Genomic DNA, 12306 nt, shown 5'->3' with positions numbered 1-12306 from the left:
TCGCCGCAGGTCCGTGGTCTCACACGGACATTGGCGGCGGCTGAGGTCGCCCAAGGACATCTCAACCGGCAGATTTTTCGACGATGGCGCGCAGGTTTTCCGCTCCCTACCAGCAGGAGCCCGTGTCCGGTCTCGCCACCTGGTCGCGCAATCTCGCGATCTTTTCCATCGTTGCCGTGGTGGTCTCGATCCTGATCGTCCGGTTCGGGTTCCTGGAGGTCAAACCGGCGCTCGCGACTTTCTTCGGCGCGCTGGGCCTCGCCGGCCTGTCGATCCTGCTCGGCCTCGCCGCCTTCGCGGCGATCTGGCAGAACGGCACCCGCGGCATGGGCCGCATCCTGCTCGCGTTCCTGATCGACGCCGCGATCCTCGCCTACCCAGCCTACCTCACCTATCAGTACAACAGGCTGCCGCGGCTCTACGACGTCACGACCGACCCAATCGACCCGCCGCGCTTCGAGGCGCTGGCGCGATTGCGCACCGGCGAAGGCACCAATCCCGCCGCCTACGCCGGCCTCGCTTCGGCCGAGCGGCAGCGTATCGCCTATCCGGATATCGAGACCGTCGAGCTCGAGGTCCCGGCTGACCGCGCTTATGAGATGACGCTGCGGCTGGTGAACCGCCGCAAATGGCTTGTCATCGACGCACGCGCGCCGCAGCCGCCGCGCAATGTCGGCCGCATCGAGGCGGTGGCGCGCACGCCGATCATGGGCTTTCGCGAGGACGTCTCGATCAGGGTCACGCCCGACGATGAGGATTCGCGCATCGATATCCGCTCGGCCTCGCGCTATTTCGACACCGATCTCGGCAGCAACACCGCGCGGGTGAGGAAGCTGATCGAGGACCTCAATTCCGCCGCCGAAAACGACAATTCCAAGCCGGCGAAGAAGGCGGCGCCTGCCGCACCGAAGGCGCCGCCGGCGAAGACGGTGAAGAAGTAATCTCTCCCCGTCATTCCGGGGCTCGCGAAGCGAGAACCTGGAATCCATTTTGCTGCAGAACCTGCGGCCCGATGGATTCCGGGTTCGTGCTTCGCACGCCCCGGAATGACGAATGAGGGAGGCTTACACCATCCGATACGTGCCGCCGATCACCGGATCGCCATCGGTTGCCACGACCCCGCGCGCGACCAGGTCTTCCAGATGCGCCAGCACGGAATAGCCGGCGGCATTGGCGAGGCGCGGATCGAGCCCGATATAGATCGCCCGCACCATGGTCGGGATGTCGGCCTCGCCCTTGCCGAGACGGTGCAGGATCGAAGCCTCGCGCGCCCGGCGGTGCCGCGCCAGGAAGCGGACGTAGCGCGGGCCCTCCGGAATCTCCGGGCCATGGCCCGAGAAATAGAGCTGCTCGGGGCGCTGCTCCAGCCGTTCCAGCGAGGCCATGTAGTCGATCATCGAACCGTCGGGCGGCGCCACGATCGAGGTCGACCAGCCCATCACATGGTCGCCGACGAAATTGATGCTGCGTTCGGTCCAGGCAAAGGCCAAGTGATTGGCGGTGTGGCCGGGGGTGGCGACCGCCTCCAGTGCAAAGCCCGCGCCTTCGATGACGTCGCCGTGCTTGACCTCGACGTCGGGCCGGAAATCGCGGTCGGCGCCGGATTCCGGATTGTGCTTCTCGCTCTCGAAACGCGGGCGCGAGGCGCGGTGCGGGCCTTCGGCGTAGACCGGCGCGCCGGTCGCGGCCTTGATCCGCGGCGTGTTCGGCGAATGGTCGCGATGGGTGTGGGTGACCAGGATATGCGTCACGGTCTCACCCTTGACCGCGTCGAGCAACGCCTTGGCATGCGCCTCGTCGTCGGGACCGGGATCGATGATCGCGACCTTGCCCTCGCCGACGATATAACTGACCGTGCCGGTGAAGGTGAACGGACTCGGGTTGTTGCAGAGCACGCGGCGCACGCCGGGCCGGACCTGTTCGACCACGCCGGACTTCAGCGGGAAATCGCGGTTGAACGGGATGTCGTCATTGTCGGCCATGGGACCGCCCCTATTGGCTCTCGTAGGATGGGTAGAGCGAAGCGAAACCCATCACGCGACCGCGCGCTGGGCGGCAAGATGGGTTTCGCTGCGCTCTACCCATCCTACGCTGTCGGTGCGGCGCGTCCTTACGAGAACGCCTGGATGCCGGTGATGGCGCGGCCGAGGATCAGCGCGTGGACGTCGTGCGTGCCCTCATAGGTGTTCACCGTCTCGAGGTTCGCGGCGTGACGCATCACGTGATACTCGATCTGGATGCCGTTGCCGCCGTGCATGTCGCGCGCCATGCGGGCGATATCGAGCGACTTGCCGCAATTGTTGCGCTTGACGATCGAAATCATCTCGGGCGCCATCTTGCCCTCGTCCATCAGGCGGCCGACGCGCAGTGAAGCCTGCAGGCCGAGCGCGATCTCGGTCTCCATGTCGGCGAGCTTCTTCTGCACCAGCTGGGTGGCGGCGAGCGGCCGGTTGAACTGCTTGCGGTCGAGCGTGTACTGCCGCGCGCGATGCATGCAGTCCTCGGCGGCGCCGAGCGCGCCCCAGGAGATGCCGTAGCGGGCGCGGTTGAGGCAGCCGAACGGGCCCTTGAGGCCGGAGACGTTCGGCAGCAGCGCGCTTTCCGGCACCACCACGTTGTCGAGCACGATCTCGCCGGTGATCGAGGCGCGCAAACTGAGCTTGCCGCCGACCTTCGGTGCCGACAGGCCCTTCATGCCCTTCTCGAGGATGAAGCCGCGGATCTGGTTGTCGTGTGCGGTCGACTTGGCCCACACCACGAACACGTCGGCGATCGGCGCATTCGATATCCACATCTTGGCGCCGTTCAGCTTGTAGCCGTCGGCGACCTTCTCGGCGCGGGTCTTCATGCCGCCGGGATCGGAACCGGCGTCCGGCTCTGTCAGGCCGAAGCAGCCGACCCATTCTCCGGTCGCGAGCTTGGGGAGATATTTCTTGCGCTGGTTCTCGTCGCCATAGGCGTAGATCGGATACATCACCAGCGACGACTGCACCGAGTTCATCGAGCGATAGCCGCTATCGACGCGCTCGATCTCGCGCGCGACAAGGCCATAGGCCACGTAGCTCGCATTGGCGCAGCCATATTCCTCGGGCAGCGTCACGCCGATCAGGCCGAGCTCACCCATCTCGTTGAAGATCTCGCGATCGGTCTTCTCTTCCAGATAGGCCTTGGTGACCCGCGGCAGCAGCTTGTCCTGCGCATAGGCCCGCGCCGTGTCGCGGATCAGGCGCTCGTCTTCGGTGAGCTGGTCGTCGAGCAGGAACGGATCATCCCACTGGAAGCTGGCGGCAGCCGGCTTGTCCTTGGCCTGGGGGCGCACGCTCATGAAACATCCTTTCGCATCGTCACTCGGAAATTGGCGGATAAATTAAAGCGCTATGCCGCGAAGCGCAATTGAATTGGGCGAATGCCGTGGCCGGGGGCAATGCGCGCATCACCCCGGAATGACCCGCATCAGACGTCGAACTTCTCGTTCGACACGATCTCGATGCCGAAACCGGACAGGCCCTTGTAGTCGTGCACCGACGAGGTCAAATGCCGGATCGAGGTGATGCCGAGATCGCGCAGGATCTGTGCACCGACGCCGACCTCGCGCCATTGCTTGTTGCGATCGGCCTCCGCGGTCTTCTGGTCGCCAACCGGCTGGACCGGAACACCGGCGGCACCATCGCGCAGATAGACCAGCACGCCGCGGCCGGCATCCTTGAAGTGCCGCAACACGGCTTCCATCCGCGCCGGCCCGGTGAACAGGTCCTTCACGATGTTGGGCTTGTGCAGCCGGGTCAGCACGTCCCGGCCATCGCCGATGCCATTATAGACGAAGGCGGCATGCATGATCTCGTCGAACGGCGAGCGATAGGCATAGCCCTGCAACGGACCGATCGGGCTTTCGGTGGTGAAGGTCGCGACCCGCTCGATCAGCTTCTCGCGCGCCTGGCGATAGGCGATCATATCAGCAATCGTGACATGCTTGAGCTTGTGCGCGGCGGCGAATTTCGCGACCTGTTCGCCCTTCATCACGGTTCCATCGTCGTTCATCAGCTCGCTGATGACGCCGACCGGCGGCAGGCCGGAGAGCCGGCACAGATCGACCGCTGCCTCGGTGTGGCCGGAGCGCAGCAGCACACCACCGTCGCGCGCGATCAGCGGGAAGATGTGGCCCGGCCGCGCAAAATCATTGGCGCCGGCGTTGGGGTTGGCGAGTGCGCGGCAGCACGAGGCGCGTTCCTCGGCCGAGATGCCGGTGCCCCCATCGGGCTTGTAGTCGATCGAGACGGTGAAGGCCGTGGTGTGGTTGGACTCGTTGTGCGCCACCATCGGGTCGAGCCGCAGCCGGCGGGCGTCCTCGGTGGTGATCGGCGCGCAGACGATGCCGGAGGTATGGCGGATGATGAAGGCCATCTTTTCCGCTGTGCAGAACGACGCCGCGACGATCAAATCGCCCTCGCCTTCCCGATCGTCATCGTCGGTGACGACGACGAGTTCACCCTTCGCAAAGGCTTGCAGCACTTCCTGGATCGTATCGGCCATTGTCCTGACATCTCGCTTTATGCAGGCAGTGGATTAGCCGGGTTCCGATGTCGGCGCCAGTATCATTATGCAACCCGCCATGCGTCCGGCAGGCATACCAGGGCGGTATCGGCACCCGTTGGCTCCATCCGGACTACGCAGCGGCCTCTAAGGCAGCACCTCGCGCCGGTCGGCGAGCTGGGCGTCCATTTCGGCGCGCTTGTCGTCGAGAAGGCCGGCGTCGGCGGCCTCGATCACCGAATAGAGCTCGCCGGCGTCGCTGAGCCGCGTCACCGTGACATAGTCGGCACCGGCCTCGTAGAGATCCGCGACGCCGGACAGCAGGTCCGCGGTGGCGACGATCCGCGCGTCCGGATTGAGGGCGCGGACGTGGCGCACCAGCTTCTCATTGTCGGCGCCGACCAGGAGGAAATCCGGCACGCTCAGGATGATGATCTCGGCCTTGCCGATGCCGGCATGCACCAGCGTATCGACATTGCTGATGTCACCATAGATCACGTGCATGCCGCGGTCGGACAGCGTGCGGAACACCAGCGGGTTGAAGTCGATGACGCTGATCTGCTCGAGCAGCGACTGGTTCTGCCGCTCGATCTGGCTGATCAGCGCGCTCGCGGCGCGGAAAAAGCCGAGGATGACAATGCGCCGGATCTCGCCATGTCCCCCCTCCTGGCTGCCCTCACCGCGGCCTTCGCCCACGTGGTCGAGATCGCGCAGCCCGATCCGCTTCAGCGGCCCGATCAGGCCGCGTACGATCTGGTCGCTGCGGCCCATCGCGAAGGTCGAGAGCACCGCCAGCACCACGAAGGCGAACGAGGCCGCGCTCGCGGTCTCGGTCCCGATATGGTTGGCGGCGACGCCGGTCTGGATCACCACCAGCGAGAACTCGGAGATCTGCGCCAGGTTGATCGCCGGCAGCAGGCTGGCGCGCAGGCCCTGCTTCATCAGGTAAAGCGGTGTGAACGTCGTGACCAGGCGGCTCACCACCGTGAAGGCTGCGATGACGAGCGCCAGTCCGATCACCTGCAGGCCCGGGATCGGGATCGTCATGCCGAGCGCCACGAAGAACAGCGTGATGAAGAAATCCCTGAGCGTCGTGACCTTGGCGGTGACGTCGAGCGCGTAGGGAAATGTCGAGATCGAGACGCCGGCGACCAGCGAGCCCATCTCGCGCGACAGATGCAGCCGCTCGGCGATCTCGCCGATCAGGAAGCACCAGGCGAGCGCGCCGAGCAGCACGAGTTCGGGCCTGCGCGCGATCTGGTGGAACAACCGCGGCAGCACATAACGGCTCAACACCAATGCGGTCGCGACCAGTACCGCGACGCGGGCGATCGACAGCAGCACGACGCCGATCTGCAGATTGTCGAGGCTCGGCTGCACCGCCAGGAACAGGATCGCGAAGATGTCCTGCAGCACCAGCACGCCGAGCGTGATCCGGCCTGGCAGCGTGTCGAGCTCGCGCTTCTCGTAGAGCACCTTGACGATGATCACGGTCGAGGACAGCGCACAGGCGACGCAGAGATAGACCGCGTCGAACCTGCCGCCGCCGATCGCGAGCCCGATTCCGGCAAAGAACGCGATGCCGATCAGGCAGCCGCCGAGGAGTTCGCCGGCGCCGGCGAACAGGATGACCTTGCCGGCGCGGATGATCTTCTTGAGGTCGATTTCCAGCCCGATCATGAACAGCATGAAGATCAGACCGAGCTCGGAGATGACGCTGATCGACTCCTGGGACTTGACCCAGCCCATCCCGAATGGACCAATGAAAAAGCCGGCGATAAGATAGGCCAGTATCAGCGGTTGCCGGGAGAAATGGGCGAGCAGCCCGATCCCCCAGGCAAACAGGATACAGAGCGTGATATCGCGAATGAGTTCATGCATGCGTCAAAGACTTCCGTTGCCGCAACCTAGAGGGCCGGGCGTGAGGATCAACCGAGCAATGTGTCACATCCGCGCAGGCGGCATTTTTCTGGCAGTTTTGCTCTGCCTGCTCACCGTGCGCGTGACCGAGGCGCTAGCACAATCCTCCGCAAGTATTGAACAAAATTTCGCGAACTCGCTGACCGCGGTACCATCGGAGGGCCTCACCGCAACAGGTGCATTCTATGTGCCGGTGTATTCCAGCGTGTCGATGAGCCAGGGCAAGCTTCGGGCCGATTTCTCGGTGACGCTCAGCGTGCACAACGCCTCCGAAACCAGGCCCCTGGTGCTGAAGCGGATCGCCTATTTCGACACATCAGGCAAGATGGTGGAGAGCTACCTCAAATCGCCGATCGCGCTAAAACCGTTTGCTACGATCGAGGTCGCGATCGCCACCACCGATACCCGCGGCGGCACCGGCGCGAATTTCATGGTCGATTGGGCGGCCGCCGGCGAAATCGCGGAACCCGCGGTCGAGGCCCTGATGGTCGGCAGCGTCGGCGCCGGGCATTACGCCTTCATCAGCCAGGGCCGCCCGATCCGGCTGGTCGGCAAGAACTGAATTGAACTGACTTCACGGAAGGCCGCTTCCCGCGGACCTTCTCAACGACAACAACACGGAGCGAAACGTCCATGTCCACCTCAGCCCAGTTCGACTTTGCACCGCTGCTCCCGGCCGGCCTGCCTGCGCCGGCCGCGCGCTGGACCGGGCTCGCCAAATACAGCTTCGTCGGCGGCAACAACGATCCCGAGCAGGTGCCGGTCGACGGCTTGCTCGAAGCAATGAATGCCGTGCTGAAGCGTGAGGGAAGGAGTCTTGCGACCTACAACCTCGCGCATGGACCGCAGGGCTATCTGCCGTTGCGCCAGTTCCTGACCGAGAAGCTGAAGCGCGATGCCGGGATCGCCTGCACGGCGGACGAGATCATGATCGTCTCCGGCTCGCTGCAGGCGCTCGATCTGGTCAATCAGACGCTGCTTGCCAAGGGCGACACCGTGCTGATCGAGCAGGAGACCTATCAGGGCTCGCTGAACCGGCTGACCCGGCTCGGCGTCAATGCGGTCGGCATTCCCCTCGACGGCGAGGGCATCCGGATCGATGCGCTGGCCACAGCGCTCGCCGATCACAAGCGACGCGGCATCACGCCGAAATACATCTACACCATCCCGACCGTGCAGAACCCCACCGGCTCGATCCTCCCCGAGAGCCGCCGCGCCGAGATGCTGAAGCTGTCCAGGGAATACGGCGTGCCGATCTTCGAGGATGATTGCTATGCCGACTTGATCTGGAACGGCGAACGGCCGCCCGCGATCTACGCCATGAGCCAGCATGGCGGCGTGATCCATATCGGCTCTTTCTCGAAATCGATCGCACCGGCGCTGCGGGTCGGTTTCATGGTTGCGCCCTGGGAGATCATGTCGCGGATGCTGCCGCTGAAGACCGATGCCGGCTCGGGTGCGCTGGAGCAGATGGTGCTCGCCGAATACTGCGCGCCGCATTTCGCGACCCACGTGCCCAAACTGACACGAGGACTGCGCGCAAAACTCGACACGCTGATGGAGGCGCTCAACGAGCAGTTCGGCACCGCGGCCGAGTTCGAGGCGCCCAAGGGCGGCATCTTCCTCTGGGTCAAGCTGCCCGACAATGTCGATACGTTGAAGCTCTACCAGGCAGCGCTCGCCGCCGGGGTCTCGATCAATCCAGGCCCGGAATGGTCGACCAGCAAGGCCCATTCCGGCAGCCGGCTCCGGCTCTGCTTCGCGAGCCCCTCGCACGACCAGATCCGCGAAGGCGTCGCCGTGCTGGCGGAAGTGTGCCGCAAGGAATTCGGCGTGCCCGCGCGCAGCGGCAATGTGGAGAAGCGCGGCTAGAGCGTTTTCGAGCGAAGTGGATACCGGTTCGCGTGAAGAAAACGCGTCTAGATAAGAATCTAGAGTCCCGTTCCGATTCAATCGGAACGGAGCTCTAGGCAGACACCGCCGAGCCAAGTTCACGGGGCCAAGTGAAACTCCACGTTCACCTGGCCGCTTCCGCTCGACGGGAAGTAGTCGCAGAGTTGCTCGGCGGGGCCACGGAAATCGTACCAGCCGAGCGCCGCGAACAGCATGATGGTGTCGGCCATCCCGCCTTCGCCGTGGCACCGCGTGGCGTAATCGGGAAGCATATCGAGAAACTCCCGATAGCGACGCTGCTGCCAAAGCTCCAGCACGCGCAAATCGACCTGGCGGTTGAACTCGCTGGCGATCGACGTCCAGGCATCGGCGCCGAGCTTCTTGTTCGGCAACAACCGATGCGACAGCGATCCGCTGGCAAGCAGCGCAACCCGCTCGCCGGATCGGGCGATCGCACGGCGGGTCGCTTCGCCCAGCAGCCGGCTCTCCTCGATCGATGTGAACAGCGGCGACGCGACCGAGACCACCTTCGCCCAACCCTCCGGGTTGAGGTAGTGCATCGGGACGATGGTGCCGTATTCCAGACCAAGGCTCTCGATCTGATGCGCCATCACATTGAGGCCGTCGCTTGCCGCCTCGCGTGCGATCGCTTCGGCAAGCGACGTGTTCTCCGGCAAATCGTAGCCCAGATCCTTGATCATCTGCGGCGCTTCGTGGCTCGTGAACGAGCCGCGATGCCAGGCATTGGCGTTGATGTGGTAGCCGAAATTCGATAGCCAATGGGTATCAAATACCACAAAGGACGATACCCTGCGATCCCTGGCTCGGCGGCCGAGTTCGCACAATGCTGCCACCGCGCCCGCTCTCACATCGTGCAGCGGGTGATCGGCAGGCTCCGATAGCATCAGAGACGGTACATGGCTGACTTTGGCGGCAAGTACGAGTTCGCCCATCGAAGCAATATCCTCTTCCGGTCAGGCTGCCTTGGTGGCGACGTCGCGGAACGCGTTCAAGATGCGCAGCAGCAGCACGATCGAGACGTTGCCCTTGCCCGCTTCTATGAGCGCAATATAGCGCTGCGACACGCCAGACCGGCGGGCCAGTTCGCGACGCGTCATACCGGCATTCGCCCGCGCGCCGCGGACAGCCGCGCCCAGCTGCAGCAGGAAATCACTTTCGGAGAACGGTGCGCCCGGCGCGGAAGAACGTACCGATCGGTCGATGGAGGAATGATTCCCGGTCACGACGTGCCCCTTTATGATTGCTCATCATCGACCAGCGGGATTTGCTGTCGTTGATGCGGATCAATGACAGGGGTCGCCGGGGCAGGCGGCCTACCGCACCGAAAATGGCGCCTGGTAGGGCCGGCCGAACGGCACGCCGTTGACCACGGTCTGCACCGGCTTCAGCTGCAGGTTGCCGTCGCGCTTGTTGTTGCGGGTGTCGACGAAGGTGACCGGGCCCTCGACGAGGTCCATGATCGCGACATCGGCGGGCGCGCCACGCTGCAGCGTGCCGATCTTCGGGGTGCGGTTGATGATCCGCGCCGGCACCGAGGTCGCCATCGCGACGACCTGATCCAGCGACGAGCCCATCGCCAGGAACTTGCTCATCACGTTCGGCAGGAACGGGACGCCCGGCGAGTTGCCTGAAAAGACGTGGATGTCGGACGAGATCGTATCGGGCGTGCAGCCGGCAGGGATCGCGACCTCCGCCACCGTAAAATCGAAGCTGCCGCCGCCATGGCCGACATCGAACAGCACGCCGCGCTGCTTGGCCGCGAGCGCCGCCGGCAACAGCTTGCCGTCCTGCACGATGTTGGTGAAAGCCCCCGACATGTTCGGCGCGCCCGAATAGGCATGGGTGAGGATATCGCCCGGCCGCAGCAGATCGAGGATGGCGGACATCAACTCTCTGGTCTCGACGCCGCCGATATGCACCATCATCCGCGCCGGCCAGCCGCACATCTCGCAGGCCTGGATGCCGCGCTTCAGCGGCTCGATGCCGTGCTTGAAGATGACGTTTTCCGACATTCGCACCTTGACCCCGATCAGGAAGTCCGGGTTCTCGGCGAGTGCCATTGCGCAGGCTTCGACCTGGGCGTTGTCGATGTTGTAGAGCTCGGCCACCGGAAAGGCCGACAGGCCGTTGTTGGCGATATGGACGAAGGCGTAGATCCGCGTCCGCGACTGCGCCACGATGAAGCGCCGCAGCGCCGCAAGATTGTTGACGCCGGCATCGCCGGCCGAGACCACGGTCGTGGTGCCCTGGAATTGCACCAGCTCGTCGGCGGGAATGCCGATCGCCGATCCGTAAGGGTAGACGTGGCAGTGCAGATCGACCAGCCCCGGCATCACGAGCTTGCCCGACGCGTCGATGGTCTTGCTGGCGCGGGCGACCGGGATCTCGTCGTCGATCGCCTCGATCAGGCCCCAGCGGATGCCGATATCGCGCTTGCCGCGCAGCGACTGGCTTGGATCGATCACGTCGCCGCTCTTGATGACGAGGTCGAACTTGTCGTCCGGCCCCATCGCCGCAGCGGCCGGTCCTGCAATGGCGGCGGCAGCGGCCGATCCCGTAGCTTTCAAAAAAACGCGGCGCGAAATTCCACTCACGGCAACGTCCCCCGAACATTGATTTTTATGGTGTGATGATGCGTCGGACGCAGAAGTTAGGCAAGGCCACCTGAACAGCCGTTAAGAAAACTCCGCCAGTTCCTGAGGAACGTTTCGATGCCTGCACGGTTTCCTCCTCGCATCATTTGAGGAGGACGAAATGAAAAAGATTGGTTTTGTTCTTGCAGCGATCGGCACGCTTGCAGTGGCCGTTCCGTCGATCGCGAACGCCGAGACCGTCGTGATCAAGCGCGGCCATCACCATCACTGGGATCGCGGCTGGGGCACGCGCGCCGAGATGCGCCACGACCGTGGTTGGCATCGCGGCTGGCATCACGACCATGACCGAGCGGTCGTGATCCGGCGCGACCGCTACTAACCACCGACACGTCCAAGAGGTCGACACAACGGAAAATGGCTCCTTGCGGAGCCATTTTTCTTTTTCAACATTCACATCGGATGGTCGACGGCTCAATCCCACGCCGGGGCAAAACCCGGATTGACGCAGCGCATGTCCTTGCGCAGCGCGGCGATCACCTTGCGGTCGTCGTCATCGAGCTCGACCTTCAGCGCATCGAGATTGGCGCTTTGGCTTTCTGCGCGTGACGCTTTCGGGATGGCCGCAACGCCATCCTGATCGAGCAGCCATTTCAACGCCACCTGGGCTGCGGTCGCATCATGCTTGCGGCCGATCTTTGCCAAGGTCTCGTCGGTCGCGAAACGGCCCTGCGCCAGCGGACAATAGGCCACCAGCGGGATCGATTTCGCGGCGAGATATTTCCGCACCGGCGTCTGATCCAGCATCGCGTGATACTCGATCTGGTTGCAGGCGATCGGCGCCCTGATATCCTCGACCACGGTCTTGAGCAGCGCGGTGGTGAAATTCGCGACGCCGATCGCGCGGGTGCGGCCCTCTTCCTTCAGCTGCATCAGCGTCTCGAACACGGCGGGCAGCTTCATGCTCTTCGACGGCCAGTGTACCAGATAGAGATCGACGTGATCGAGCCGCAGCTTGTTCAGGCTGGCATCGAACGCCTTCCGGATTGCATCGGGCGCCAAATTCTCGTGCCAGACCTTGGTGGTGACATGCAGGTCCTTCCGCGCGACCTTGGAAGCCGCGATCGCCTCTCCGATCGCTTCTTCGTTGCCGTACATCTCGGCGGTGTCGATGTGCCGGTAACCGAGCCCGAGCGCGCTCTCGACCGCCGCGCGGCAGGCATCGCCCTGCATGCGGAAGGTGCCGAGCCCGAGCTGCGGCAGGCTGATGCCCTGTGTCTGCAGATTGTCCATGGATAGCTCCTGACGCGTGGGACGCCGATGAAATCGACGACGCCACGCCAGCAAATCA

Annotated in this window: 12 protein-coding genes; 4 read left to right on the top strand and 8 right to left on the bottom strand. The window is 64.1% G+C overall.

Annotated features, from left to right (window positions below):
- Positions 1–83: 83 nt before the first annotated feature.
- Positions 84–941, top strand: a complete 858-nt coding sequence (locus tag JQ507_07330; protein ID QRI71292.1) for a DUF1499 domain-containing protein — start codon at positions 84–86, stop codon at positions 939–941.
- A 123-nt stretch (positions 942–1064) separates the two neighbouring features.
- Here JQ507_07330 and JQ507_07325 read toward each other — a convergent pair whose 3' ends face one another.
- The 4 genes from JQ507_07325 to JQ507_07310 all read right to left on the bottom strand — a co-directional run bounded on the left by JQ507_07325 (position 1065) and on the right by JQ507_07310 (position 6411).
- The gene (locus tag JQ507_07325) at positions 1065–1982 is read right to left on the bottom strand and encodes an MBL fold metallo-hydrolase (protein QRI71291.1); all 918 of its coding nucleotides are present in this window, start codon (positions 1980–1982) and stop codon (positions 1065–1067) included.
- A gap of 128 nt (positions 1983–2110) precedes the next feature.
- Positions 2111–3325, bottom strand: coding sequence for an acyl-CoA dehydrogenase (locus tag JQ507_07320; GenBank protein ID QRI71290.1), 1215 nt, complete (start codon positions 3323–3325; stop codon positions 2111–2113).
- A gap of 128 nt (positions 3326–3453) precedes the next feature.
- On the bottom strand, positions 3454–4530 hold the full coding sequence (ribB, locus tag JQ507_07315; protein ID QRI71289.1) for a 3,4-dihydroxy-2-butanone-4-phosphate synthase: 1077 nt from the start codon (positions 4528–4530) through the stop codon (positions 3454–3456).
- A gap of 147 nt (positions 4531–4677) precedes the next feature.
- A complete protein-coding gene (locus JQ507_07310) occupies positions 4678–6411 on the bottom strand; it encodes a cation:proton antiporter (protein QRI71288.1) in 1734 nt (577 codons plus the stop codon).
- A gap of 178 nt (positions 6412–6589) precedes the next feature.
- Between JQ507_07310 and JQ507_07305 the strand changes: the two genes are divergently transcribed.
- Together JQ507_07305 and JQ507_07300 are read left to right on the top strand one after the other, a co-directional pair.
- The gene (locus JQ507_07305; GenBank protein ID QRI73235.1) at positions 6590–7012 is read left to right on the top strand and encodes a DUF3124 domain-containing protein; all 423 of its coding nucleotides are present in this window, start codon (positions 6590–6592) and stop codon (positions 7010–7012) included.
- 71 nt (positions 7013–7083) lie between these two features.
- A complete protein-coding gene (locus JQ507_07300; GenBank protein ID QRI71287.1) occupies positions 7084–8322 on the top strand; it encodes a PLP-dependent aminotransferase family protein in 1239 nt (412 codons plus the stop codon).
- A 119-nt stretch (positions 8323–8441) separates the two neighbouring features.
- On the opposite strand, the gene hpaD is transcribed toward JQ507_07300, so the two are convergent.
- The 3 genes from hpaD to JQ507_07285 all read right to left on the bottom strand — a co-directional run bounded on the left by hpaD (position 8442) and on the right by JQ507_07285 (position 10958).
- The gene (gene hpaD / locus JQ507_07295) at positions 8442–9296 is read right to left on the bottom strand and encodes a 3,4-dihydroxyphenylacetate 2,3-dioxygenase (protein QRI71286.1); all 855 of its coding nucleotides are present in this window, start codon (positions 9294–9296) and stop codon (positions 8442–8444) included.
- A gap of 21 nt (positions 9297–9317) precedes the next feature.
- Positions 9318–9566: a helix-turn-helix domain-containing protein gene (locus tag JQ507_07290; protein ID QRI73234.1), complete on the bottom strand. Its 249-nt coding sequence runs from the start codon at positions 9564–9566 to the stop codon at positions 9318–9320.
- 111 nt (positions 9567–9677) lie between these two features.
- On the bottom strand, positions 9678–10958 hold the full coding sequence (locus tag JQ507_07285; protein ID QRI71285.1) for an amidohydrolase/deacetylase family metallohydrolase: 1281 nt from the start codon (positions 10956–10958) through the stop codon (positions 9678–9680).
- A 160-nt stretch (positions 10959–11118) separates the two neighbouring features.
- Here JQ507_07285 and JQ507_07280 point away from each other — a divergent pair, with 160 nt between their 5' ends.
- A complete protein-coding gene (locus tag JQ507_07280; protein QRI71284.1) occupies positions 11119–11337 on the top strand; it encodes a hypothetical protein in 219 nt (72 codons plus the stop codon).
- A gap of 92 nt (positions 11338–11429) precedes the next feature.
- Here the strand turns inward: JQ507_07280 and JQ507_07275 are convergent, their stop codons facing one another.
- The gene (locus tag JQ507_07275; protein QRI71283.1) at positions 11430–12248 is read right to left on the bottom strand and encodes an aldo/keto reductase; all 819 of its coding nucleotides are present in this window, start codon (positions 12246–12248) and stop codon (positions 11430–11432) included.
- Positions 12249–12306 lie beyond the last annotated feature (58 nt).

The organism is Bradyrhizobium sp. PSBB068 (genome assembly GCA_016839165.1).
GTDB lineage: Bacteria > Pseudomonadota > Alphaproteobacteria > Rhizobiales > Xanthobacteraceae > Bradyrhizobium.
Note: the sequence above shows the minus strand (reverse complement) of the source record. Positions and strands in the feature narration are given on the sequence as shown.